A 25,848-nucleotide genomic window follows, 5' to 3' on the forward strand; every position below is an offset into this window, starting at 1 on the left:
GAGGGGTATTTAATGAATTACGCAGCATTGATGAATAATGGTTTTGATTTTTCAAAAAACTTAGTTAAAGCTCAGGCTCCAAAGGCTGGTGGTTTTTCATTTACTGATTTTCTAAGTAAAGGTTTTGATAATTTTAGTAAATGGGGGAATAAAGAAATAGCAAAAAATGGAGCAAGAACTAATTTTGATAGGCTTATAGACCTTGGTGGGCTTGCCGGAGGACTTTGGGGCGGATATGAAGAGCAGAAAATGGCAAAAAAGAATTTTGAGCTTCAAAAAGATGCTTACAATTTTAACAAATACTTAGCACAAGAGGAGCTTAGAAGAAGACAAAATAGAGAAAATAACTTAAAAGAAGTTTGGGCTAGTTAAAGTTTATGGATTTAAGAGTTTGTGTTTTTAAAGGGTAAATCTTAACCCCTCCTTTTTATAAGGAAGGGCTTTGCCTATTATTGCTAGTTTGCGTTGACAACAATAGTGCAAAGTAGTATAATAACTATTAAGATTTGTAGCATCTTATTTCCACCGCCTTTCTAGGTGGTAAATTAGTGCTAAGGGTGGCGACCCTTGGCACCACACCCTTTATAATTATACACAAACCTTTCTTAAATCCTTTATTTTAGATATTAAATAAAGGTAAAAAAATGGCACATTATAACCCACAACAAGTAGTATTTAATCCAAGTCTTGGTGTAATCCAAAATGCAGGAAAAGTAGGCGGAGTTTTATACGACAGTATGAAACAATATAGAGAAGAAGAAAACAAAAGAAGACTTTTGGCGCAGCAAGATGAAGAATTAAAAGCTCGACAAGAGCAAAATGAGATTAATAATGCTTTTTTAAATAATAATTTATTGCAAAAGGAAAGAGCTTTTGAGTATGCTATGGAGCAAGATAGAATAAAGAATAATTTAGCTTTGCAAGATTTGCTTTTTAAAAAAGAAAAAATAGACTTAGAACAAGCAAAAGAACAAAAACAAAACCAACTTTTAGCAGAACAAGCAATGCTTAATTTACCAAGTTATACAAAGTCAAATCCGGAGATGAGAGCAATAGAAGAAAGATTTAATACCATAAAAAAAGCCGGTGGCAGTTCTTATTATGATGGGCAAGGGCTTTTGGGCGGAACTTGGCAAAATATAAAAGGACTTTTTGGAGCAGATAATATAAATGATGCTCAAGATAGCTTATTTAAATTTATGAGTGATGGTATTTATAATGAAAAAGTTAGAAGAGATACAACTTATAACAGAACAAGGCATGATGAAATTTATAAAGAGCCTTCAGCTTGGAAGCCACAAACCATAAATGCTAAAGAATTTGAAAGAATAACAAGAGATTATATAGCTGTTAATGAGGCTAAGATTAATGCTTACTATGATGAGCAAATGGCAAAGATTTCTAATTTAAAAAATCCTTACATTAATCATCTTTATGAAGAGCAAAGACAAAAAAGTTTAAAAGGTTTTAGAGAGGGTTTAGCAAAAAAGCTTAGTGATTATTATATTAAAGATGGAAAGTATGACAAACCTAGCGAAAAAGCAATTACAGTAGAAAATCAAAAAACAAAAGAGGCTCAGCAAAATTCTCATAACTTATTAGCGTTTGCTAATAATCAAAAATTTTATGATGTGAATTTAGGAGGCTTTGAGGCACAAATTTCTGAACCTGATTCCAATGGAAATGTTATTTTAATCAACAGCGTAGGAAAAAGAAAACAAGTAAGCTTGGAAGAACTAAGAAAAGAGGGGTTAGTAAAATGAGCATAAGAGAATTTTTAAAAGAAAAACCAAGAGAAAGTGATATTTTAGCTTTTTTGCAGCAGGATAATAAAGATAAGAATGATTATTTAGATGAGTTAAGAAATGACATAGATAAAGCAATTACACAAAATAGAAATAATATCTCAATATATAACATACAAGACCAAAATCTAACAAATCCACTCGGCCATATTAGTCAATACAAGCGAGATTTGTATGATTATGAAAATAATCAGGAAATGAATGCTGATGATTTAAGTGATTATATTTTAGATAAACAATCTCAATTTAATGCTTCTAAACCTATTTTTGCTGATGATAACGAAGTGGCGAGAAAAAGCAATCAGTTTATGAGAGATTTAGGAGATGAGCTTCAAAAATCCGGAAGAGGAAAACTTTTACAAGATAGCGATGGTTCATATTGGGTTAAAGATGTAAAAGGTAATTATGCTAAGGTTCAAGGAAGCCTAATAGGTGACTTATATCGTGGGATTAGAGATAATGGTGCTAGTGTAGCACTAGGAACAGCAGGTGCAATTGGCGGTGGTATGTTAGGTGGTGGAGTTGGTATGGTCGCTGGGGGTGCATTAGGTGCATCTTTAGGAGCTGGATATGATTATTATGGGAACACAAAAGATACAAATCAGGAAGCAAATTTAAAAGAAGCTCTTATGCTTATGGGGGAAAATGCTGGACTTTCTTTAGTTGGAGATGCAGCTTTCGCCGGAGTAGCTAAAGGTGCAAGAACTTTAAAAAATACATACGCTATGGCAAAAACAGGGTCAGCTGTCGGCAAAGATATGATAGATGGGATAGCTGTTAAGGGAAATAGAGTTATTGATAAAATCAGTCAAAAAGATATTCCCATAGTTGGCAAGTTTAGTGATGGTGGCTTGCAAAATGCTGAAACAATTTTTAACAATCTTACAAAAAATGTGGAAAATAAAGCCCAAATTGATGAATTAATATTAAAAGAAAACCCAATATACTTAGAAAATGGAAAACCTACAATAGAAATATTAAAAAACCTTGTTGAGCAAGGACTTAACAAAAACAATCCGCAATTTATACAAGATAGTGCTAAAAGAACAAGTGCTATTTTAAAAAATATTTCTAATGCTTTGTCGGGTTACCCCACTACACAAAGAAGAGAAATACTACTAAAAGCAGCACAAGCGTATCCTGAAATAGGTAGTTTTTTAGATGATGTTTTAAAAGCTGATAAAGATGCTAGCATTTCTTTTTTAAACATAGTTAAAGAACAAGATGAGATGTTTAAGAATAAAACTGGTTTAAGTGGGGAGTTTGATGTTAAGGCTTGGCAAAAAGATAATAGCTCTTATAAAAAAAGAATTAATAATGAATATGCTCAAGCTATAAAAAGTATAGATGAGCTTAACAACGGCTCAATAAGGTTAAGCAAAGAAGATTTAGCAAAGATTGAAGAGTTTAAAAACAACAATTTTTTAGAGCAAGATATAAAAACAAATATTAGTAGCTTTCTAGAAGATGCTATTGATAAAGACTTAAGTGCTGAGCAAATATTTAACTTAAGAAGTGCTATAAATAAGCAATTAGCCACAGGAAACAAGACATATAATACTAAAGAAGCTTATAGACTAGTAAAAGATACTTTAGATGAAACTATGATAAAAAATGCAAGTGATAAAGAACTAGCAAGGAAGATTTTAGAAGATGCTAATAAAAACTATGCGTTAAAAGAAAATTTTAATAATAGTTATCTAGGAAAAATAAAAGACCAAGAAACGCCCGAAGCGCTCGCACAAAGAATAGCTAATGGTGCTAGAAATATCAATGAAGATAAGGATTTAAAAAGAGCTTTTGAAGGTATGAATGAAGCAGAGCGAAAAGCAAATGAAAAACATGTTTTTAATGCATTACTAGCAAAACATAGAATTGAAGATATAGGATATGATTTTAAGAGCCTAGCAAAAGATATGGATAATGTAGAATTTGTAAGTAAAGACTTAAAATATGCAAAAGAAGTAGTAAATGTTTATGCAAAAATTTATCAAAACAATAAAGACTTAATAATGACGGCTTTAGCTAGTAGTGGCAAAAAAACAAATTCTGCAATGGCTACAACAATAAGTGGTGTTTTTGATAGAATATTAATAAGCGGTGTTTTTGCTAGAATACATGCTTTAGCTCCTTTTATGAAAAGTGCTAAAGAGCAAGCGTTAAGAAATCAAATATTAGATGCATTAAAACTTGCTAAAACCAACAAGCAGATTATAAAAAATCTCAAAAACATAAAAATATCAAATCCAGAACAAAGTAAAATCTTTAAAGATGCTTTGGATAATTATATTAAAGTAGATAAAGAGCAAAATAAAATATTAAAAGATGCACTAATAAAAGAAGGGCTTATCAAAGGCGATAATTTTTATATGGATAAGCCTAATCCTAAGGATAGTTCTTTAAAATTTATAGGCAAAAATGGTAAAGAATATATTATAGATAAAAATGCCAGAAGCGAATGGATGAAAACTTTTAATCTTAAAAGTATTGATGATGATTATATCCCTAATATGCCAAATGAAGTAAAAATGGCTTTAAAAGATAGAGAAATAAAGCTTACTAAGGGGAGTTTGTTAAAACTAGTTGAAAGAGATAGAATTAAATATATACCACATATAAAAGATACTTTAGAAAATCCACAAGTAGTCTTAAGAGATAAGGATGATTTTGTATTTATTAAAAACATAGATAACCAAACTTATTTTACAAGCATAGGTAAAGATTATGAAACGCATTTAACTATAATTAGCAATTCGCCTAAAAAGCAAAATAATATAAGAAATAAAATGAAAAATGCTAAAGTAGTGTATTATAATAATGCGAGAGCCTTACCGACATCTAGGGCATCTTCAGAGACAAAACAAGTGTCGTTCTCTAATGGAAATTCTACCCAAGATAAGCCTAAAGAAAACTTAATTGAGAAATTAAAGGAGGATAGGAAAAACAAGAAAAGAGTTAAAGAAAAACTTGATGAAAAAATTAAAAATCAAAAAGAGAGCGATGAGGATAAATGGAAAAGATTTGATAATTTTTTAAAAGAGAATAAAGACTATAATCTTGATGTTATGGGTAATTTAGATGTTGTCACTAGAGAATTTATACTCAATGCTAAAAAAAAGACACATAAGGGCAAAAAAGCTGATATACCTGATCTAATGCGTTCTAAAATAGAAAATGAATTAAACATCAAGCCTTTAAAAGAATTTGGAAAAAATTACGCAGAGTATTACCATGATGGAAAGGGTGCTTTGCAAAAATTACTCATTGAAAAACAAGGACAAGTAGCAGGTGCCTTTCATAGAAAAGACTTAGGGGATATTGATTTGGTTTGGGGAGATGGTAACTTTGGATTAAGTCATATTGTTAATCGAAGAGAAGAAGATTTTATTAAGCAAGGGCTAAATAAAATAGAAGCAAAAAATAAAGCTTTAAATTTTATAAAAGAAATAGAAAATATTATAAATAATGGAAATGTAAAAAAGGGTAATAATAGAGCTTTTATTGATACTAAGAATAGTAGAGTTATGGTAGCACTTGATTATAAAGGTAAAGATAAAAAGTGGATTATAACTGCATATAATTTTTATTAATATTATCGCCCCTAGCTCAGCCGATACGCACTGAAGCTAGGCTTAATACTGACACTTTAAGCGTGAGTAGTGCCAATGGCGATTATTAATTATATCATAAATCCATATAATATTTTAAAATTAAAAGATGTTGGAATTGTTGCTGTTTTTGAAAAGATTTAAGAGAAAAAGCAAGAAGGTAGCAACTCTCTTGCTTTTATAAAGGGCGAGATTCTGCCCTTAAACTCTTAATTAAAATTCTAACAAACAAAGCTAAAAACAAAATTAAGTTAGCTTTGATTTGTCTTGTTTTTTAAATGTAAATTAATTTTTAGGTTTGCTTTTTATAGAGTCAAATACTTTAGGCAAAAGTGTCAACACTCCGAGTATAAAAGAAAAATAAGCACCATCATTATGTCCATTAAGTATAAGATACAATCCAACACTTATACTAGCAATAGTTATAAGCAGAAAAGATACCATTCCAAAGCCATTCCAAAGATGATAAGATTTTATATCTTTTCTTCTAATCTCTAAGTTTTTATTTTCTAAATCTAATATTTTATTGTCGTTATCTTTTTTATATTCTAAAGATTTTTCTAGCATTGTCATAGTTCTATCTGCTAAATCTGAAGGAAGTTTTGCTATAGCATTGAGCTCATTTTCCATAAGAAAATTAAACTGAGTATTGAAAGTTTGAGGTGGAATTTCTTTATTTTGATTTTCTTGTTTAATAGTATTAGGTGTTTTTTGTTTTTGCGATTTTTTCAATTTGTTTCTCTCTAAATTCAATATTTTCTTTATATAACTTTGCTTGTTTTTCTCTTATAATAGCATTTAAATCCCATAGATTAAAGCATTCATTTTTTATAGGTCTGCCTATAAAACCATCTACAAAAGCTTGTGTTTTTGTCATTTTGTTATTCCTTTTTTTACACACTTATTATATAATATCACAAAATAATTAATATTTTATTGTGTTTAAGAATAAAGCAAAAAACATTCCTATTTATATTCTATACCTATTTTATAAAAGGTTTTATAGATTTTGAAATTTCATCTAAAACTTTTGCTTTTTCATAATTAATAAGCCAACTATTTACCCAGCCGGGTATAGAATTTGTTTGTCTCCAATTGGTTACGCCGGTATAGCTCATTTTAACCATTTCAGAAAAATCTTTTTTGCTTAAACTGATTGATTTTAATTTATTCTCAAATTCATCATAATTCATTTTAACACCTTTACAAATAAAATATTTATTATTTTACAAAAAAACAACTAAAATATTTATAAAATTATTGACAATATAACTAAATAATGTTATAATTTACTCATAAAACAAATGATTTATTTGTTTTAAATCAAAACAAAGGGAAAAAATGGAAAAATTAGCTGTAATTAATGGCGTAGGTGTAGAGTTGGAGGTAGCCAACGACCAAGTAACGACTACCTCTTTAAGTGTGGCGGCGGTTTTTAATAAACGCCACGATAATATTATAGCAAAAATTAATGAATTACCACAAGATGAGTTTAACGCCCTTAATTTTAAGGCGGTTGAATATAAAGATAAAAAAGGCGAGTTAAGACCTTGCTACAACCTAACTCGTGATGGTTTTTCTTTACTTGTTATGGGTTTTACAGGCGAAAAAGCCTATAAATTCAAAGTTGAGTTTATCAAAGCTTTTAATGAAATGGAAAAATGCTTAAAAAACTTAGAACAAGAGCAAATGCAAAAACTAGCTTTTAGACAAAGCTTAGGTTACAAATCTCAACTTAAACAGCAAAAGCTAAAATATGAAAATGAGATTAAAGCTTTAAAGTATGATTTAGAACATAAAAACGAGTTAAGCTTTAAAAGAAAACTTAGCGATGAAGAATTATTAGAGCTTAGGAAATTTCTAGCAAAAGATTATGAAATAGTTTGTTTTAAAAAATGGGAGTATATGTTATTTGCTGAAAGCATTTCAAGAAAAAACTATAAACTAGACAAAGCAAATGGTTTTTGTATTTATAAAAGTATAGAAGAAAAGTTTAATTCTAGGCTTGATTATTATAAACATTATGATGAATATGAAGAAAAGTGGGGTAACTTATTAAGAAGGTAAAAGTTTTTTAATTTATTTCAAAATATACTAGTTTTGAAATAGCCATTTTTGTCAAAATCTCCAAAAAATATCAAAGGAGATTTTAAAATGGCTTTGTCATCTATGGACTTTACCCCACCAGCAACACAAAATGTTAAATTAAAACCTAGTGTATATGAAAAGATTATACAAATAGGTGCAAGCGAGACACCACTTTTAAACAAAATAGGCACATCAAGTGTTACAAGCCCACTGTTACATTCTTGGCTTACAGACACATTAGCAGATCCAAAGAAAAATGCTAATTTGGAATTAAGTAAATTTAATGGCGAAACAAAAAACACAACTCAAAAAACATCTAATGCAACACAAATTTTTATTACAGAAGTTTCAGTTACCACAGCTTTAATGAAGGCTAAACAATATGGCGGTAATGAGATGGAATATCAAGTTGGTAAAAAGACAAAAGAGCATAAAAGAGATATAGAATATGCTTTGTTTGGATTAGGTCGTGATGATGATGCAAAAGTGTCAGTGTTTAAAGAGCATATTCAAGCGCAAAATGGCGTAAGTGGAGAAATGGCAGGGTTGTTTCACTATATAGCAAAAGGACAAACAAACTTTAGAGATGGAAAAAGAGGCAATGTATTAGCATTTGATGAAGCAAAAGATTGGAGCGGAACTCCTAGCTTGCTTACTGAAGATAAATTAAGTCAAATTTTACAAAGCATTTGGGATAGTGGTGCCACACCTAAAGATGTATTTTTAGGAGCTAGTTTAAAACCGGCTATTAATAAACTCGCTACTAGGATTTTTGGAAATGAGAAAAATCTAGTTGGAAATGTTATGAGTCTTGAGACAGATTTTGGAACAATCAATTTTCACTTACATAGACTATTAAGCCCTAAATATGGATTAGGTGATGTTTTAATAGCAGGTGATTTTGAGTTTATGAAACACGGGCTTTACATTCCTACTTTTATTGAAGATGTACCTACTGATGCAACAGCAAAAGCAAAAAGATTTTACACTCAAAGCACATTAGAAGTAAGAAATGCTGATGCATTTGCTATAGGTGTTGGGCTTAGTAGTGTAGAAGGTGGAGCTTTAAAGCTTAAAAAATGAAAAGTGTATTAGTTAGGGATATTATCTTAAAGAAAATGTCCAAAGAAAGAACTAGTGTTGATGATAAATTTATAAAAGCCTATATTATGGAGGCTTTTTATTATATTTGTGGCAAATGTGAGCCTAGCGTACTCACTAAAACCATAAGAGAAGATGACCAAGTGGTCTTAAGAAACACTAGAAACAATGCATTTTTGATAGTCCCTGATGAGCCAAATTTTGAAGATGAACAAGAACATTTAATGATAGATGAAAGCCTTTGCTACGCTGTTATTAATTATGTATGTTTTTTGATGAGCAAAGGCGAAAATGTGATGTATTTAAAGCTTTGCAATGAAATTATCAATGATTATATTAGTAACGATGGAAAGGAGCTTGAAAATGCACACTTGTGATACATATAAAAAATTTATCAGAGCAAAGAGTTATGATGATTATGAAAAAAGTATTACAAACTTAGATTTTATAGCTTATTTGGATACTAAAAAATGGCTTGAAGCAATGGATGATTTGTTGTTATTTTGCCAAAGAAGAATAAAAGATAGCGATTTTTATACAGGGGAGTAAAATGGTAAGTTTGGCTGAATTGAAAACAGGCAAAGAAAAGCTAGAATTAATTAATCAAATTTTATTAAGAATTGATACTATAGCTAGAGCTTTAGACAATACAAGACTTGATGAAATTGTCGGTTTAAAAGAGAGCGTGAATTCTTTACACGAACAAACACTAGAACTAAAACAAGAAGTTTTAACAATGTATACTAGTTTTAGTGAAAATAAAAAAGATTTTGATACTAAATTTTCTAGTGTTAATGAAAAATTTAGCATTATGCAAGAGCGTTTTAGTTTTATAGAGCAAGTTTATAATGATTTTTCAAGTTCTAAAGAAGAACTTGAGTTTATAAAAGGCTTTATAGAAGAAAATAAACCTGTATTTGAAAGCTTAAAAGATGATTTATCTAAATATGAAAGTATGAAGATAGATCTAGAAGTCATTATCACAGAAGCTACAAATAATACAAAATTATCAAAAGAATATTTTGAATTAAGCTCAAAAATAAAAGATGATATTTTAAGAGAATTAGAACATTGTAAAGATTTGGTGCAAGAGTTAAACTATAGTGCTGATGAGCTTAGGGGACTAAAGCCAGAGCTTTTGCAGATAAAAAAAGAAGTAAACGAGCTTTCATCGCAAGCTAGTAAAGTAGTTTTAGATGCAAGCGAAATTATAAAAAATAAAATAAATACTATCTTTTTTGAAAATCAAAGATTAAATCAAGAAATGATAGATAGTGTCAAAAAATTAGAGGAAATAAAATATGATATTGGCATAAAGTATAAAGAAATAATACAAGCTTATAATCTTTTACTAGAAACCAAAGAGAGTTTAGAAGAGTTAAAAGAAGTTATTGCTTTATACAAAGAATTTGAAAACGACATTAAATCATATTCAGAGCTTATAAAAAATTTCAAAGAACAAATTGCGAATTTAGAAAGTGATTTAGAAAATAAAGCACAAGGTTTACACGAAGCTTTAGAAGCAAAAGGTGAACAAGTAATCTCATCCATAGAAACAGCAAAAAATGAAGCTATTGTTAAATTTGATGAGCTTGTTGCAAAATGTGAAGGATATAAAATACATTTTGAGCAAAGTTATGATAGGTTTAATCAAAGAGCTTTAATAGCTAATGAAGATTTGGGGAGACTAGCAGAAGTTGCTAAAAAAGAGCTAGGCAATGACAAGTTAATCTATGAGACAGAATTAAAAGCTTTGCGTGATAGCACTATCGAAGCTATGAATGATATCTATCAAAAAATGTGCGATGATGCAACAGGTATAGTTTCCAATATAGAAGAAAGAGAAAGTAATTTTAGAGAATATATAGAAACATCAAAAGCTTTGATTGATAATTTAACTCAAATTTTTATCACTACTTATCAAGGGTATAAAAATGAATTTGATGTTTTTGTAAATAATCATTTGCAAAATTTACATACTCAAAAAGAAGAATATAAACAAGAACTTGATGTAAAAAAAGAAGAATGTAAAGTCGAACTTGATGCAAAAAAAGATGAGTGTTTGGAAGAGATAGATGCAAAGGCTATTGATTATGATATAGTGAGTATAAAAGAAGAGCTAGAATATATACTTTCTTTACTTGAAAAAGATGAAGAGCTAACAAATAAAGAAGAGAGTATAAAAAATTTAGAAGATGAAATAAAAAATAAAGAAGAAATTATAAAGGATTTAGAAGAAAAAATAGAACAAGGCTTATCTCAAGAGCCACCTCAAGATGTTAGTAACTTAGAAAATCAAAAAGAACAAATAGAAGAAGAACTCAAGCAAGCTCAAGAGGAATTAACACAAAAAAAGAACGAATTAGAGCAAATTTTAGAAGATAAAAGTTTGGTTGATTTAAAGACTTTAAATGAAGCTCTTGCTTTAAAGATAAACAAAAATGGCGATGAAAGTATAAATGGAATAAAAACATTTACAGAAAATGCAGTATTTAATAAAGAGGTGCAAGTTAAAGGAGCGTTAAGAGCTTTACTTGATTTGATAATAACTAGAAATCTAAGTGTAACTGGCACTACTACTTTGAATGGAAATACCACAACGAAAGTTTTTACAGCCACAGAAAATGCAGTATTTAACAAAGAGGTGCAAGTTAAAGGAGCGTTAAGAGCTTTACTTGATTTGATAATAACTAGAAATCTAAGTGTAACTGGCACTACTACTTTGAATGGAAATACCACAACGAAAGTTTTTACAGCCACAGAAAATGCAGTATTTAACAAAGAGGTGCAAGTTAAAGGAGCGTTAAGAGCTTTACTTGATTTGATAATAACTAGAAATCTAAGTGTAACTGGCACTACTACTTTGAATGGAAATACCACAACGAAAGTTTTTACAGCCACAGAAAATGCAGTATTTAACAAAGAGGTGCAAGTTAAAGGAGCGTTAAGAGCTTTACTTGATTTGATAATAACTAGAAATCTAAGTGTAACTGGCACTACTACTTTGAATGGAAATACCACAACGAAAGTTTTTACAGCCACAGAAAATGCAGTATTTAACAAAGAGGTGCAAGTTAAAGGAGCGTTAAGAGCTTTACTTGATTTGATAATAACTAGAAATCTAAGTGTAACTGGCACTACTACTTTGAATAATACTCTAACCGCAAATGGAACTACTAATTTAAATGGAAATACTACTTTTAAGCTTATTCCAAATTGTGCAGTTAATCCAACAGCTGATAATCATTTAGCTAGAAAGTGGTATGTAGATTATGGTGGTGGTATTAAAAATTTAGGAACAGTAGGTTCAACAAACATAGACTTAAGACAAGCTCAACATTTTATTTTAACAGCAAATGCAAATACAGAGTTGGGCATAGCTAATTGGGGCGGGGCAGGTAAAAGTGGAACCATAACCATAAATAATTGTCAAAACATAAAATCTTTTAAAGCACCATTTAAATTTAGAATAGCACAAAGTGGTTTTAGTGGAACTGAGACCTTTGCTTATTTTTGTATAGCAGCAAATAACATCAGATTAGTAAGGTCTTAATATGAATACTCTAATGCTTGCAAATTCAATATTTCAAGTTAATTTACCTCCAGAACTTGGCGGAGGTGTGGCTAATTATAATTATATGTTTAGTTTAAATAATCTAGTAAGGCCTAATGAATATGTTGTGCCTGCTAATTTAGCAAATAAAGAAGTTTTAGTTGTAGGAGAAGTTTGGACTGCAAACAACATGAATAATAAAACTTCAGCAAATTCTATTGATATAACTTGGAATAATTATGCTAATTCGCATCGTTTTTATGGTCCATCAAGATCATACACAGCTAATAAAAAAATACCCGTAAAAGCAAAAATAAAATTTGGCGCTATAAACTCAAATAAAATTAGATTTTCTTCATATCAAACAGGTAGTCACAACGCATATGCAGGATGGGATACTAGCGATTGTAGTTTGCAATGTCGTGGAAACTTGACATTTTATTATAACTAAGGAGGAAAGATGTTTTACAAGATAGATGATAAGGCTTTTTTTAATGAAGATGTGTATTTAAAAAAAGTTATTATTAAAGTAGATGAGGAAGAATTAGAAGGAGAAGATACTTATTTTTTAAGTAAATTAAATGATGATGAGCTTAAAGCTCTTGGTTTTGCTAGAGTGAGTGAGCAAGAATTGCCAAGTTTTGATGAAAAAAGCCAAGAGCTTGTTAGAAAAGAAGAATTTGATGAGCTAAGTAATATCTTTCATATAAAATATGAAGTACGCCAAAAAAGCTTAGAAGAACTAAAAACAATTAAGCTTGATGAAATAAGAGCTAAAAGAGATGAAGCTTTAGAAAGTGGACTTGTTTATAATGAGCATACTTTCCAAACAAGAGAAAAAGATAAGCTTAATATCAATGGAGCTGTAACTAATTTAATGCTTGATATGCAAAGTAAAGCTAACTCAATTTCTGAAATCATTTGGATTGATATCAATGATGAAAAAGTAACTTTTACACCACAAGATTTTTTAAAATTTGCTTCAATGGTGGCTTTTCATACCCAAGAAATTACCTTTAAAGCAAATGAATTAAAAGAAAGAATAGAGCAAGCTAAATCTGAGCAAGATTTAGAAGCTATTGTTTGGGAGGATTAATATGTCTCATTTAGAAAATTCAGCCAATATAGCTTTATTTGGAGGTTCTTTTATCTTAGCTTTTTTCTTTCAGTTTTTAGCATATACTGGTATTAAAGAAGCTCAAGCTTTTACTTTGTTTATTATTTTTATATTTTCAGCAATAGTAGGTTTTTGCAGAACTTTAGCTTTAAATGAGAGTACTAAAGTTTATACCTTTTCTGATCTTTTGTCAAAGTTTTTAATGTTAGGAATACCTTTTATGTTTGCTTTGGGTGCAAAGCAAATAGATGCTTTATATTATTTTGTAGATTATAGTTTTAGCTTCTTGATTTTAGGAGAAATCCTTTCTGTAATGATTAATATTCAATGTATAAAAACAAGAAAGGCAATAGCTGAAGTAGACATTTACAATATTGCAGTTGAGAAAATAAAGAATTTTTCAAGCGGTTTTTTAAAAACAAATACTTATATAAAAGAAGAAGAAAAGGGTAGGCAAGATGATAAGAAAAACACTTAAAAGGGTTATAGTTAAACCTTTTGGTAAAGATAGATTTGAAGTTGTAAAAGAATTTGAAGTTAGTTTGTGTGGTTTAAATTTTATCGTGCCAAAAGGCTTTATTAGTGATGGTGCTTCAGTGCCACGCATTTTTTGGAGTATTTATCCTCCATATAAAAGTGAGTATTTTAGTGCTAGCATCGTGCATGATTATTTATGCCAAAAAGCATATTCAAAAGATGATTATAAGTTAGCAGATAAAGTTTTAAAAGAAGCTATGAGTGAGCTTGGTTGCTCTAAAGTAAAGACTTTTATTTTTTATCATGCGTGTAATACATTCCATGTGGTTAAATGTTTTTTGAAAGGAATAAAATGAGTTTAGAACAAGTTATTCAAACACAAAATGAAAGCTTAAATGAGCTTAAAAACAAAATGGAAAAATTGGTGCAATTTTATGAAAATGGTAAGATAGATAAAGAAGAATTGATAAAAATCATAAATGAAGAGCTAGATAAGATAAATCTAGATGATAGTATAAAAGATGGTATTTTATCTTATATTACAGAAAATCAAGCTAGTTTAAAAGGCGAAAAAGGCGATGCATTTACTTATGAAGATTTTACGCCTGAGCAACTTCAAAGTTTAAAAGGCGATAGTGGGGCCAAAGGAGAAGATGGAAAAAGTGCTTATGAACTTTGGCTTAACAAAGAAGGTAATGCGGGAAAAAGTGAAGATGAGTTTTTAGCTTCTTTAAAGGGTGAAAAAGGAGACAAAGGCGAAGCAGGGGAGCAAGGAGCCAAAGGTGAAAAAGGAGATAAAGGTGATAGTATATCTAAAGAAGATCTAAAGCCCATAGTAAAAGAAGTTGTAGATGAATTAGGTATCTCAAATGGTGGTATAGTGGGTGAAGATGGTCAGGTAATAACAGATGATAAGCTAAAAGAAGTTATAAGCAGTGTTACTATGCCTTTTCTTGAAGAAAATATTATAAAAATTTCAACCATAGAAAACAATTGTTTGAGTACTTTTTTAAATGCTATGCAAAACAATGCATTGATGTGTAATATTGCAAACACTCCTCCACCTGAAAAAATTGGAAACTACGTAGGATATGAAAAAGGCTTTATATGGGTTGATAAAAGTACTACTCCAAATACATTTTATGTAAGTAATTTAACTGAATGGGTAAAAGTCGAACTTTCAAAAGAAATACCAATAAATAAGCTATCTTTTAAGGTTTCAAGAAATAATGTAGCTACAACTTACTCAGCTTGTTGTGTTTCTAATTTTGGTCTTATTGATATAAATGCAAATGCAATATTTGCTAAGGAAGCTAATATTGCTACAAGTCCAAATGGAAGTGTTGTTTTTGAAATAAATGGAAAAGATTATACGGCTACTATATCAAGCACTATACCACTTTATGGAACAGGCTATACATACAATATTTTTCAAGCTAACAATAAATCTTTACTAAGTGGTGCCTTAACAAATGATGGAATTTATGAATATACACTTATATTTGATCAACCTTTGCCAGCAAATATTATAGGTTTTGGATTGCGTCCTTATGGGAATGTTGTTAGCAGAGATTGGACTCCTAAGATGATTTTAGAAGCTTTTTCAAATGGTATCTTAGAACCTATGAGCAGATTAGAAAAAATCGCAAAGACTAATGCAGAAGTTTCTAAAAAAGGCATATATGCAATAGATATTAGAACAGGTGATGATATTTCTAAAGATGTAACATCATACTCACAATGGAACATAAAATAAATCAAAAAGGAGAATAAATGAAACTAAAATTAACTAGAAAGTATTTAAGAAATACTTGTGTCATAGGAGAGTTTAAAGTATTAGATGAAAAAGAAAATATTCTTTTTGAATGTTTTTCTTTAGAAGAAGATAAAGAAGGTGTTGAAAGAGAAAAAGACTTAAGAGTTCCTGCGGGAGTTTATAATCTAAAAAGACATATACTATCTAGTTTTAATGATAAAGGTAAAAGGGTAGTAGCAGGAGTTAAGGTTTTAAACGATGATGATAGCGTTGTAAATATCTACAACGATGATGTACCTTTTGATAGACATATTTTAATACATTGGGGAAATACAGACAAAGATACAAAAGGTTGTATTTTACTAGGTTTAACTAAGAGCGATGAAAGTATAGGCCAAAGCAGACAAGCTTGTAAAGAATTATATGACTTGTTATATCAGCAAGATTTATCAAATATAAAATTAGAAATCACAAACAAATTTTAGAAAGGAGATAAAAGTTTAAGTAAGCCAAAGGTGGTATTCTAGCTCCCCTTTTTAAAGGGGAAATCAAAGCTAATAAGCCTTGACTATAATTATACAAAGTAGTATAATTATTACTAGAATTTTATGGTTCAATTTAATCACCACCTAACTGAGTGTTGATTAACACCAAAGGCGGCCACCTTTGGTGTTCCACCCTTTGAAATTATACTCAAATCTTACTTAAACTTCTAAAATAAGAAATGATAAATCTTTTATTTAAAAACACAAAGCTTTATATTGCTTTAGCATTAATGCTTATGCTTAATGTATTTTTATATCTTAAGCTAGATAGCACAAACGCAAAATTAGAAAAAAGTCAAAGTGATTTAAATTTAGCTTTGGGTGTAAATAATGAACTCACGAGGATTACTCAGGAGTTGAAAGCAAGACACGAACAAGAGCTAAAAGCACTATTTCATGCAAATACTCAAAAAAATCAAATCAAAACAAGGGTTGATGATGTTAAAAACTATATATCCAAAAGCAATGAAACTAATACCACTAAGCTTTTTAATGCTATGCTTGATAGGCTGTGGGAGCAAAACACAAGTATTAACCAAAATACAAATTCAAAAAGTACAAATACCAAATGAGCTTTTAGAATTTGATAGAGCGCATAAACCTATAGTTCAAGATGAAAAAGATATATTAAAAGCTTATAGTGAGCTTTTTTATCACTATAAGCAATGTGAGATCAATATAGATAAAATAAAGGAGTTGAATGATGAATTATGAGCAAAGATTAAATCAATTTAAAAAAATATATCCCGAAATTTTAGAGTTAAGCTTGGCGGAAAAATCCCCATTTGGAGAATTAAAAAAGATATTAGATGATAGCATAAAAAATGATGTTATTAAAAATGAAGAGCAGTTTAAAACTTTAGCGAATGCATTATCTTTAGTAGGCCAAAGCATAGTAGCACAAAGCCAAGTAACATCTCTTAATATGATTTTGCAAGGCGATGAAAATGAAGTTAATTTTTATGCTAATGAGTTAAAAAAAGCACAAACAGAAACAGAAAAAGCACAAACTGATTTGGTTGTAAGACAGACTAAGCAAATAGATGATGATATTGAATTAAAAGAGCAGGGGCTTAATATTGAAAGAAATATTTCCATAGAGAAAATTAATTTATTAAAAGCACAAACAGAAACAGAAAAAGCACAAACTGATTTGGTTGTAAGACAGACTAAGCAAATAGATGATGATATTGAATTAAAAGAGCAGGGGCTTAATATTGAAAGAAATATTTCCATAGAGAAAATTAATTTATTAAAAGCACAAACAGAAACAGAAAAGAAAAAACCAGCACTTATAGTTAGACAACAAGAACAAATAGATGATATGTTAAGAATAGAAATGGCAAAAGTTGCACAAGGATATAGTTTTGGGCTAAGCGCAGGTGGACTTGAAATACCAAAAGAGTTGGAAGCTTGGGTAAGAGAAAAAATTGAAAATATAGATAAATGATTGATAAAAAATATAGAACTCCAAAATATTTTTTAAGAGCCAAATATCCACAGAATGCAAATGACATAGGATATGTAGAATGCTATCAAGCTTGGTTTTTATACGGAACTACCTTTGTGCATAAATATGTAGAGCTTTTGCATAAACAATTAATAAGAAAAGGTAGGGCTGTAAAAACAAGAATTTATCACCCGCTCTTCCCAAATTCCTATGGGATTGATTTTTATGATATTAAAAGTCCTTCTAGGGCTCCATATAATTACCATAATAGTGGGGATTTGGGGTTAAATCAGTTTTTTGTAGGTCAAAACCCTTATGAATGGTATAGAGGAGACCCTGGAGATAAAAGTGGAATATATCATGATACTTGTCAAATTGTAAGGAAAAGACAAAATTTAAGCTTGTTTAACTTTGATTTTCATGGAAAAAATGTTGTTACAAACCCTAGCTATCTTTTAAAATACAAAGAAGAGTTAAAGAATTTTTATTATCTACATGATCTTACTTTTGAAAAAATACATGGCTTTTATGGTGCTATAGTCCCTGGATATGGTAAGCCAAAATATATTTTTGTAAAATCTAATATAATTAATAACGAGCTTATAAAACCTAATTTTATTTTACCGGATAAAGACAAATTTAAGCCAAGTTTAGTAGAGAGTGAAGATGGTAGATATTACAATTTAAGACCATATTATGATGAGTTCTTGAGATTAAATAAAAATGTATTTATTGTACCTGAAAAAATATCTAATATTGATTTTTTAAGTGCATTTAACAATAACATCAATGTTTCTAAATTAGGCGATATATTTCACCCTCTAGCATTTCTTTCTAATTTAAATAATATAGCTTATCAAGAGCCTGTTGTTTTGAGAAGTCAGAATAGTCTTTTTAATAAAAATATTTCATTGATGCCTTGTTATAATAATGAAAGCAATATGCCTTATGGAAGAAAAGATAGATGGTTTATTTTATGGGATAGTATGTATGATCTTTATGTGAAAGAAGATAAGGAATGGTGGGAGTTTATAATAGCTCCTGTTGTTTCTGCTGTGATTGTTTTTATTAGTTTTTATACAGGTGGAGTTATAGGTGGGGCTTTAGGTGGTATGATAGGCGGAGCTTCGGCTACAATTATAACAAATATAACAATCGCACTTAGTACGCTTGGAGGTGTTATAGACGCATTAAGTTTTTTAGGCATAGTAGATAATGGAAGTTCTTTAGCTAAAATAAATAAAGTTTTAAAATTGGTTTTAGCTGTTGCAGGATTGGTAAGTGCTGGATATAAAATAGGAGTTGATATTAATAGTGCAATTTCTAATCAAACCCCTATAGTTGATGTTTTAATTAATAAAGATGCTACATCTTCAGATATTATAGGTTATATTAGTGATATATTTTTAAGCTCTAATTTAAAAGAAGCTAGTTTGCCTTTAGATGAAAATAGTGATATTGATGAGCATGTTTTTTTTGGAGAGGCTTCGAAGGAAGATGTTGAAATGGTAACTAAAAATCTACTAAATGAAAACTGGTATAGTTTTGACACCTTAGATATTTTAAATGAAAAAGATGTTGAGATATAATTTAGATAATTAAGTTTTGTCTAATATATTTTAAAGTATCTTTTGGAAAATAAAAAATATATGTTCTTAGCAAATTATACCCATTTTATACCTATTTGTGAATTTTTTGGTATAAAATATCTATAAATAAGCTATTTTATAGCATAGTTCAAACCTTGCTGGGGACACCATTTTAAGGAAAAATATGTTTCATATAGTCTTGGTCGAGCCTCGTATACCGCAAAATACAGGAAGTATAGGTAGAATGTGCTTTAATGCAGGTTTTACTTTGCATATCATCAATCCACTTTTTAGTATAGATGAAAAAGCAGTTAAAAGGGCAGGACTTGATTATTGGAAAAAATTAAATCCTATGCTTTGGAATAATTTAGAAGATTTTTTAAAAAAATATGAAAAATTTCAAGATAGATTTTTCTTTGCGACAACTAAAACAAATCAAGCTTATTTTGATGTTAAATTTCAAGAGGGGGATTTTTTGTTTTTTGGAAGCGAGAGTTTTGGTTTGCCAGAACAGCTTATGCAAAAAAATTGGAAAAATGCCATTACTATACCTATGAAAGATTGTGGCAGAAGTTTAAATTTAGCCACAAGCGTGGGTATAGTGAGTTATGAAGCTTTAAGACAAAATTTTGCTTCTTTTAAAAAATCTTAGTGATTTAAAACTTGATTTAAAAATTCTTTCAATCTTTCATTTTTTGGGTTTTCAAAGGCTATTTTGGGACACTCATCTACTGCTATAATGCCTTTATCCATGAAAAAAATTCGATTAGCTACATTTCTTGCAAAACCCATTTCGTGAGTAACTACAAGCATGGTAAGTCCTTCTTTAGCTACTTCTTTCATGATATTTAAAACTTCACCTATCATTTCAGGATCAAGGGCTGAAGTTGGCTCATCAAATAAAATCACATCAGGGTTCATCATCAAAGATCTTGCTATAGCAATGCGTTGTTTTTGTCCGCCTGAAAGTTTATGGGGAAAATAATTTTCTTTATCACTTAATCCAACTTTTTCAAGTAATTTTCTCGCTTTTTTTATAGCCTCATCTTTGCTCATGATTTTAGTTTGCACAGGAGCTAGACATAAATTTTCTAAAACATTTTTATTATTAAAAAGGTTAAAGTGTTGAAATACCATACTTACTTTTTGACGAATTTGATTGATATCTGCTTTGTTATCAAGTACATTAACATCATTGATATAAATATTACCACTATCTGGTGTTTCAAGTTTATTTAAACAGCGTAAAAAGGTACTTTTACCACCTCCACTAGGCCCTATAATAGCAATAATATCACCTTTGTGTACTTCAACACTAATATCTTTTAAAACTTCTAAATCTCCGTATTTTTTAACTAAATTTTCTATTTTAATCATGTTTGTTTAATCTTTCTTCTAGAATTCTTGCAAATAGTGTAAAAATTTTAACACTTACATAATACACAAGTCCTGTAAAAATGATAGGTTTAGGATTATAATAAATTGCTTGTAAGCTTTTACTTTGCATGGTTATATCCATAACGCTAATATAACCTACTATTGAAGTTTCTTTAAATAAAGAAATAAATTCATTCATTAAAGAAGGTAAAATGTTTTTAATTGCCTGTGGGAAGATGATTAGTCTCATAGAAGCAGAATAATTAAGTCCCATAGCTCTTGCTGCTTCCATTTGCCCTTTATCTACGCTTTGTATTCCACTTCTTACAATCTCAGCTACATATGCTGAACTATTAAGCCCAAGTGCGATAATAGCTACATAAAAATTATCACTCCAAGTAGCAAAAATCACTACTGAAAAAATTAAAAGTTGTAAAAGAATAGGAGTTCCGCGTATGATGTCTATGTATTCATCTATAATAAAATTTAAACTTTGGATTTCTAAAAATCTCAAAAATGCTAGGAAAAAACCAAGCACAATACCTATTAAAATTCCACCCACTGTTAAACCAAGTGTTATGAAATAACTATGAACATAAGCTTTAGCTTCTATAGTATAAGCATATTCTCCTGTGGCTAAACCATTTTGATCTTTAACTTGTAAAATTTCAATAGGAAATGAAAAATAAGCCCAAAAAACAATAATGGCAAAAAATACAAAAATTTTCATCGTATTTTGTTTCAATTTAAACACCTTATAGAATTTTAAAAAAACTAAGTGTATAAAAATTAAGTTTTCTTTTTACTTAAAAGCATTTTTATATGTTTTTTTGGTAAATATCGTGAGTTAAATTTTCACATAGCTATAAAAAATAAAATAAAATTAATATAAAATTATATTTTTTTGTAGCAAATTCATTTTTTTATGATAAATTTACACTCAATTAAAATATAAAAAGGAGATAAATATGGATTTAATATCCCAATTTGTTGGCTTTGTAAATAATCAATATTATTCCATTTTGGTTATTTTGCTTATTATTGTAGGGTTTTATTATAGTTATTTGACGGGTTTTGTGCAATTTCGAATGCTTCCTTATGTGTTTGATATCTTGACAGAAAAGCAAGAAAAGCATGAAAAACACCATATTACTCCTTTTCAAGCTTTGATGATTTCAACAGCTTCAAGAGTTGGTATAGGAAATATCGCAGGTATCGCAGTAGCAGTTGTTTTGGGCGGGCCTGGTGCTTTATTTTGGATGTGGGCTATGGCATTTTTTGGAGGGGCTTCAGCCTTTGCAGAAAGTACTTTAGCACAAGTTTATAAAAGCCGTGATGGTAAAAGTTTTAAAGGTGGTCCTGCTTATTATATTAGCAAAGCTTTAAATTTAAAATGGCTTGGAGCTGTTTTTGCGGTGATTTTAATCATTACTTATGCATATGGTTTTAATGGTCTTCAAAGTCAAACTATGACTTCAGCATTTGAGTTTTACTATAAAGGTATGGTTGATGCTAGTGAAGTAAGCTTTGCTCAAAGTTGGTGGCCTATTGTGATAGGAGCAATCTTAGCTGTTTTTGCTGCTTATATGTTTTTTGGTGATCATACTAAAATAGGTAAAGTAAGCTCAGTTATCGTTCCTATTATGGCGATGATTTATGTGGGTTTATCTATCATAGCGATGTTTATGAATTTTGATAAAATTCCTGAAGTATTTTCTATGATTTTTAAAAGTGCTTTTGATTTTGAAGCTATTTTTGGTGGATTTGCAGGATCAGCTTTGGTTATAGGTATAAAAAGAGGATTATTTTCAAATGAAGCGGGTATGGGTTCAGCGCCAAATGCAGCAGCTTCTGCTCTTACAACTCATCCTGCAAAACAAGGGGTTATTCAAGCATTTTCTGTATTAATTGATGTGATTATTTGCACAAGTTCAGGATTTTTAGTGTTATTTTCACTTGCTTATGCAAACAACATTGGTGTAGATGGCAAGCCTATTTTAACAGCACTACCTTTGGTGCAAGAATCTATGAAAGAATATTATGGAAATTTAGGTGTGCATTTTACTACTGTTAGTATAGTTTTATTTGCTATTACTTCTTTGATAGGAAATTATTATTATGCTCAAGCAAATATTAAATACCTTACTCAAAATCCTATTATTATTAATCTTTTTAAAGCAAGCGCTGTGCTTATGATTTTTATTGGTGCAAATATGGATTTAAAATTTGCATGGGATTTAGCTGATACTACTATGGCGTTTATGGCTACGATTAATATCATTTCTATTTTATTGCTTGGTGGTATAGTGAAAAAGGTATTAAAAGACTTTAGCGAGCAAAAAAGACAAGGTAGGGATCCAGTATTTAGTGCTTCAAAGCTTGGTATTAAAAACGCAGAGTGTTGGGATTGATGATAGATTATATTATTATTGCTTTGTTTGTAGCTTTTATGGTTTTTCTTGTGTTTGGCTTTAACCGCCAAATGCAAGAAAAAGCCAAACAAAGAGAAGAAAAACTAAAAACAAAGAAAGATTTTAAAAAAAATAGGTAAAATACACTAAAAATTTTTAAAAAAGAGTGTAAAATGAAATTATTAATAGAAGTAGGCACAGAAGAACTTCCTGCTATTCCTTTATTGAAAGAACTTCCAAATATTAGTCAAAAATGGGAAAAAATTTTACAAGAGTATCATTTAGAAGCTGAATTTAAATTTTTTTATACGCCTAGAAGATTAGTTTTTATCCATGAAAATTTTAAAGAAAAACAAGATGATTCTTTTGTGGAATTTATAGGAGCTCCTAAAACTATAGCTTATAAAGATGGAAAGCTTACTCAAGCAGGACTTAGCTTTTTAGAAAAAAGTGGTTTGAAAGAAGAAGAGCTTGAATTTAAAGAAATTAAGGGTAAAGAAGTATTGTATTGTCAAAAACAAGTGCAAGGTTTACAAAGTAAAGAAGTTTTAGCTCAAATGATAGAAACTTTTTTAAAAAGTTTGAGTTTTGGTAAAACTATGAGATGGGGCGATGGTAGCTTTGAATTTATCAGAGCTATTCGCTCGCTTTGTTGTATTTTAAATGATGAATTAGTTGAGTTTGAAAGCTATGGTGTTAAAAGTGCAAAAAGTACTTTTGTACATAGAAGTGTTAGTTATGATTTAATACCTTTTAAAAATATTGATGAGTATTTTAAAACTTTAGAGAAAAATTATGTAATTTTAGATCAAGAACAAAGAAAAAAACTTATCATTGAGCAATTAAAAACACTTGAAAAAGAAAATGATATTATGATTTCAGAAGATGATGAGCTTTTGGCTGAAGTTGTGGCTATCACAGAGTATCCAAAAGCATTGTTAGGACATTTTGAAAAAGAATATTTAGAAATCCCAAGTGAAGTAATCATCACTTCTATGAGGGAAAATCAACGCTATTTTGCAGTATTTAAAAATAATACTTTGAGTAATCATTTTGTGGTTGTATCTAATGCAGTTTGTGAAGATTATTCTAAAATCATTAATGGCAATGAAAGGGTTTTAAGAGCAAGATTAAGCGATGCGATGTTTTTTTGGAAAAATGACTTAGCACAAGGCTTAAATAATGATAAAATAAGTCAAATGGTCTATCTTGAAGGACTTGGAACCTTAAAAGATAAAATCATCAGAGAACAAAAAATTGCTACTAAGCTTTGTGAAATTTTTGCTAATACTCAAAAGAATGAAATTTTAAAAGCTATAGAATACTCAAAAGCCGATCTAAGTACTCAAATGGTATATGAATTTACCAATCTTCAAGGTATTATGGGTTCTTATTATGCTAAGGCTATGGGTATGAGTGATGAAATTACATTAGCTATTAAAGAACAATATCTTCCAAATGGTGATAATTCAGCTATGCCAAGTAATGAATTTAGCTCTATCGTAGCTTTAGCTAATAAACTTGATACTCTCATGGGACTTTTTTCTATAGGAAAGATTCCAAGTGGTACAAAAGATCCATATGCGCTAAGAAGAGCAGCAAATGGTGTTTTAAAAATTATCCTAGCTTTAAATAAAAACTTTGATTTAAAAGTATTTTTAGAAGCAATAGCTAGTGAGTATAAAAGCTTTGATTTGAAAATTTTACTAGACTTTATCTTAGAGCGTTTATATACTTTTTACAATGCAAATCCTTCTTTTATCAAAGCAGTACTTAGTTCAAAAAATTATGATATTGTTTATATTGATTCTTGTATTAAAGCTTTGATTCAAAGTGCAAATAAGGCAGATTTTAGTCAAAATTTTGCCACCTTTAAGCGTTTGGCAAATATTGTAGTATTAAGTGAAGTTCCAGTTAATGAGAGTTTATTTAACACTCAAGAAGAAAAGGATTTATATCAAGCATTTTTAAAATGCAAAATAAAAGAAAACAACACTCAAGAGCTTTTAGAAAGCCTTTTTGAGCTAAAACCTCAAATTGATGCTTTTTTTGATAAAGTAATGATTAATGACAAAGATGAAAATATAAAAAACAATCGTCAAGCTTTAGTATGCGCGATTTACCACGAGTTTTTAAAAATAGCTGATATTAAAGAGCTTAGCGTATGAGAAAAATTCTTTTTTTTCTTTGCTTTTTATTTTTTACTTTAAAAGCTAGAGAGATTGAGCTTATAAAAGGGCAAGTAGTTTTTTTAGAATTTGATAAAAATAATTTTTTACAAATTAGCTCAAATTCTAAAAAACTTCCTTTTTTTGAGTATAAAAATAAAATTATCGTTAGTATAGCTATGCCTTATAAAAACCCCAAAGATAGAAAATTAATAGTAGAATTTAAAGATAATTCTAAAGAAGAAATTAATATAAAATTTAATGAGGGAAATTACAAAAAAGAATTTTTAAAAGTGAGTGCTTCTAAGGTCAATCCACCTAAAGAAACACTTGATCGCATTAGCAAAGAATATCAAGAAGCTATTAAGGTTTATAATACCTATACTAATATGGCCTTTTTTGAAGGCAATTTTACATATCCTTTAGAAAGTAAGATTACTAGCGATTTTGGAAAAGCAAGATTGTTTAATGATACTCTTAAAAGCTATCATAGTGGAACTGATTTTAGAGCAGCAAGTGGAACCAAAATATATGCGAGTAATGATGGTATTGTAAGAATTGCTTCAAATCGTTATTATGCAGGAAATTCGGTGGTGATTGATCATGGATATGGGATTTATTCTCAGTATTATCATCTATCAAAACTTAATGTAAAAATAGGACAAAAGGTAAAAAAAGGCGAGCTTATAGGTTTAAGTGGAGCTAGTGGTAGGGTTACTGGACCACATTTGCATTTTGGAATTTTGGTTAATGGTGTGCAAGTTGATCCGCTTGATTTTATAGCCAAATTTAATGCCTTATAA

General features: G+C 29.5%; 27 protein-coding genes. 22 read left to right on the forward strand and 5 right to left on the reverse strand.

What is annotated here, in order from left to right:
• The first annotated feature begins 12 nt into the window (after positions 1-12).
• The 3 genes from CLLT_RS03200 to CLLT_RS03210 all read left to right on the forward strand — a co-directional run bounded on the left by CLLT_RS03200 (position 13) and on the right by CLLT_RS03210 (position 5,395).
• The gene (locus tag CLLT_RS03200; RefSeq protein WP_074693024.1) at positions 13-372 is read left to right on the forward strand and encodes a hypothetical protein; all 360 of its coding nucleotides are present in this window, start codon (positions 13-15) and stop codon (positions 370-372) included.
• 272 nt (positions 373-644) lie between these two features.
• Positions 645-1,763, forward strand: coding sequence for a hypothetical protein (locus tag CLLT_RS03205; RefSeq protein WP_074693023.1), 1,119 nt, complete (start codon positions 645-647; stop codon positions 1,761-1,763).
• Positions 1,760-5,395 carry a putative barnase/colicin E5 family endoribonuclease gene (locus tag CLLT_RS03210; protein WP_074693022.1) on the forward strand — a complete coding sequence of 1,212 codons (3,636 nt, stop codon included), beginning with the start codon at positions 1,760-1,762 and terminating at the stop codon, positions 5,393-5,395. The genes CLLT_RS03205 and CLLT_RS03210 overlap by 4 nt, the downstream gene beginning before the upstream one ends.
• 303 nt (positions 5,396-5,698) lie before the next feature.
• Here CLLT_RS03210 and CLLT_RS03215 read toward each other — a convergent pair whose 3' ends face one another.
• The 3 genes from CLLT_RS03215 to CLLT_RS03225 form a co-directional block, all read right to left on the reverse strand.
• Complete coding sequence (locus CLLT_RS03215; protein WP_074693021.1) at positions 5,699-6,145, reverse strand: hypothetical protein; 447 nt, start codon at positions 6,143-6,145, stop codon at positions 5,699-5,701.
• The gene (locus CLLT_RS03220; RefSeq protein ID WP_012661574.1) at positions 6,114-6,290 is read right to left on the reverse strand and encodes a hypothetical protein; all 177 of its coding nucleotides are present in this window, start codon (positions 6,288-6,290) and stop codon (positions 6,114-6,116) included. The genes CLLT_RS03215 and CLLT_RS03220 overlap by 32 nt, the downstream gene beginning before the upstream one ends.
• Before the next feature lie 106 nt (positions 6,291-6,396).
• Complete coding sequence (locus tag CLLT_RS03225; RefSeq protein WP_002846748.1) at positions 6,397-6,606, reverse strand: hypothetical protein; 210 nt, start codon at positions 6,604-6,606, stop codon at positions 6,397-6,399.
• Between the two features lie 148 nt (positions 6,607-6,754).
• Here CLLT_RS03225 and CLLT_RS03230 point away from each other — a divergent pair, with 148 nt between their 5' ends.
• The 15 genes from CLLT_RS03230 to CLLT_RS03300 all read left to right on the forward strand — a co-directional run bounded on the left by CLLT_RS03230 (position 6,755) and on the right by CLLT_RS03300 (position 19,741).
• A complete protein-coding gene (locus CLLT_RS03230; protein ID WP_074693020.1) occupies positions 6,755-7,480 on the forward strand; it encodes a Rha family transcriptional regulator in 726 nt (241 codons plus the stop codon).
• An 87-nt stretch (positions 7,481-7,567) separates the two neighbouring features.
• Entirely contained in the window at positions 7,568-8,584 is a 1,017-nt protein-coding gene (locus CLLT_RS03235) for an SU10 major capsid protein (RefSeq protein ID WP_074693018.1), read from the forward strand.
• Positions 8,581-8,979 carry a hypothetical protein gene (locus tag CLLT_RS03240; protein WP_039625773.1) on the forward strand — a complete coding sequence of 133 codons (399 nt, stop codon included), beginning with the start codon at positions 8,581-8,583 and terminating at the stop codon, positions 8,977-8,979. The genes CLLT_RS03235 and CLLT_RS03240 overlap by 4 nt, the downstream gene beginning before the upstream one ends.
• Positions 8,966-9,151, forward strand: coding sequence for a hypothetical protein (locus tag CLLT_RS03245; protein ID WP_087685567.1), 186 nt, complete (start codon positions 8,966-8,968; stop codon positions 9,149-9,151). The genes CLLT_RS03240 and CLLT_RS03245 overlap by 14 nt, the downstream gene beginning before the upstream one ends.
• Position 9,152: 1 nt before the next feature.
• A complete protein-coding gene (locus tag CLLT_RS07915; RefSeq protein WP_236585205.1) occupies positions 9,153-12,155 on the forward strand; it encodes a hypothetical protein in 3,003 nt (1,000 codons plus the stop codon).
• Between the two features lies 1 nt (position 12,156).
• Complete coding sequence (locus CLLT_RS03255) at positions 12,157-12,606, forward strand: hypothetical protein (RefSeq protein WP_074693122.1); 450 nt, start codon at positions 12,157-12,159, stop codon at positions 12,604-12,606.
• A 9-nt stretch (positions 12,607-12,615) separates the two neighbouring features.
• A complete protein-coding gene (locus tag CLLT_RS03260) occupies positions 12,616-13,251 on the forward strand; it encodes a DUF4376 domain-containing protein (protein WP_074693123.1) in 636 nt (211 codons plus the stop codon).
• A gap of 1 nt (position 13,252) precedes the next feature.
• Positions 13,253-13,750, forward strand: coding sequence for a hypothetical protein (locus CLLT_RS03265; protein WP_012661553.1), 498 nt, complete (start codon positions 13,253-13,255; stop codon positions 13,748-13,750).
• Positions 13,731-14,105, forward strand: a complete 375-nt coding sequence (locus tag CLLT_RS03270; RefSeq protein WP_047208162.1) for a DUF1353 domain-containing protein — start codon at positions 13,731-13,733, stop codon at positions 14,103-14,105. The genes CLLT_RS03265 and CLLT_RS03270 overlap by 20 nt, the downstream gene beginning before the upstream one ends.
• Positions 14,102-15,505 (forward strand): collagen-like protein, encoded by a 1,404-nt coding sequence (locus CLLT_RS03275; protein WP_074693125.1) that lies wholly within the window; start codon positions 14,102-14,104, stop codon positions 15,503-15,505. The genes CLLT_RS03270 and CLLT_RS03275 overlap by 4 nt, the downstream gene beginning before the upstream one ends.
• Positions 15,506-15,522: 17 nt before the next feature.
• Positions 15,523-15,990: a DUF5675 family protein gene (locus CLLT_RS03280; RefSeq protein WP_074693126.1), complete on the forward strand. Its 468-nt coding sequence runs from the start codon at positions 15,523-15,525 to the stop codon at positions 15,988-15,990.
• 239 nt (positions 15,991-16,229) lie between these two features.
• Positions 16,230-16,622, forward strand: coding sequence for a hypothetical protein (locus tag CLLT_RS03285; protein ID WP_115613986.1), 393 nt, complete (start codon positions 16,230-16,232; stop codon positions 16,620-16,622).
• A 128-nt stretch (positions 16,623-16,750) separates the two neighbouring features.
• Positions 16,751-17,500 carry a hypothetical protein gene (locus CLLT_RS03290; protein WP_115613987.1) on the forward strand — a complete coding sequence of 250 codons (750 nt, stop codon included), beginning with the start codon at positions 16,751-16,753 and terminating at the stop codon, positions 17,498-17,500.
• Positions 17,497-19,089 carry a hypothetical protein gene (locus tag CLLT_RS03295; protein WP_074693013.1) on the forward strand — a complete coding sequence of 531 codons (1,593 nt, stop codon included), beginning with the start codon at positions 17,497-17,499 and terminating at the stop codon, positions 19,087-19,089. Before CLLT_RS03290 ends, CLLT_RS03295 begins: the two co-directional genes overlap by 4 nt.
• A 184-nt stretch (positions 19,090-19,273) precedes the next feature.
• Positions 19,274-19,741: a tRNA (cytidine(34)-2'-O)-methyltransferase gene (locus CLLT_RS03300; RefSeq protein WP_070255052.1), complete on the forward strand. Its 468-nt coding sequence runs from the start codon at positions 19,274-19,276 to the stop codon at positions 19,739-19,741.
• Here the strand turns inward: CLLT_RS03300 and CLLT_RS03305 are convergent.
• Both CLLT_RS03305 and CLLT_RS03310 read right to left on the reverse strand, forming a co-directional pair.
• Positions 19,738-20,466 carry an amino acid ABC transporter ATP-binding protein gene (locus CLLT_RS03305; RefSeq protein WP_012661313.1) on the reverse strand — a complete coding sequence of 243 codons (729 nt, stop codon included), beginning with the start codon at positions 20,464-20,466 and terminating at the stop codon, positions 19,738-19,740. The two genes, CLLT_RS03300 and CLLT_RS03305, sit on opposite strands and share 4 nt — an antisense overlap.
• Positions 20,459-21,196, reverse strand: coding sequence for an amino acid ABC transporter permease (locus tag CLLT_RS03310; RefSeq protein WP_081336356.1), 738 nt, complete (start codon positions 21,194-21,196; stop codon positions 20,459-20,461). Before CLLT_RS03310 ends, CLLT_RS03305 begins: the two co-directional genes overlap by 8 nt.
• Before the next feature lie 238 nt (positions 21,197-21,434).
• Between CLLT_RS03310 and CLLT_RS03315 the strand changes: the two genes are divergently transcribed.
• The 4 genes from CLLT_RS03315 to pgp3 are packed head-to-tail and all read left to right on the forward strand — an operon-like array spanning position 21,435 to position 25,848.
• Entirely contained in the window at positions 21,435-22,877 is a 1,443-nt protein-coding gene (locus CLLT_RS03315; protein WP_012661315.1) for an alanine/glycine:cation symporter family protein, read from the forward strand.
• Positions 22,877-23,017 carry a hypothetical protein gene (locus CLLT_RS03320; protein WP_087685579.1) on the forward strand — a complete coding sequence of 47 codons (141 nt, stop codon included), beginning with the start codon at positions 22,877-22,879 and terminating at the stop codon, positions 23,015-23,017. Before CLLT_RS03315 ends, CLLT_RS03320 begins: the two co-directional genes overlap by 1 nt.
• A 33-nt stretch (positions 23,018-23,050) precedes the next feature.
• A complete protein-coding gene (gene glyS / locus CLLT_RS03325; RefSeq protein WP_074693011.1) occupies positions 23,051-25,045 on the forward strand; it encodes a glycine--tRNA ligase subunit beta in 1,995 nt (664 codons plus the stop codon).
• A complete protein-coding gene (pgp3, locus tag CLLT_RS03330; protein ID WP_074693008.1) occupies positions 25,042-25,848 on the forward strand; it encodes a peptidoglycan metallopeptidase Pgp3 in 807 nt (268 codons plus the stop codon). The genes glyS and pgp3 overlap by 4 nt, the downstream gene beginning before the upstream one ends.

Source organism: Campylobacter lari subsp. lari (assembly GCF_013372185.1).
GTDB classification, from domain to species: domain Bacteria; phylum Campylobacterota; class Campylobacteria; order Campylobacterales; family Campylobacteraceae; genus Campylobacter_D; species Campylobacter_D lari.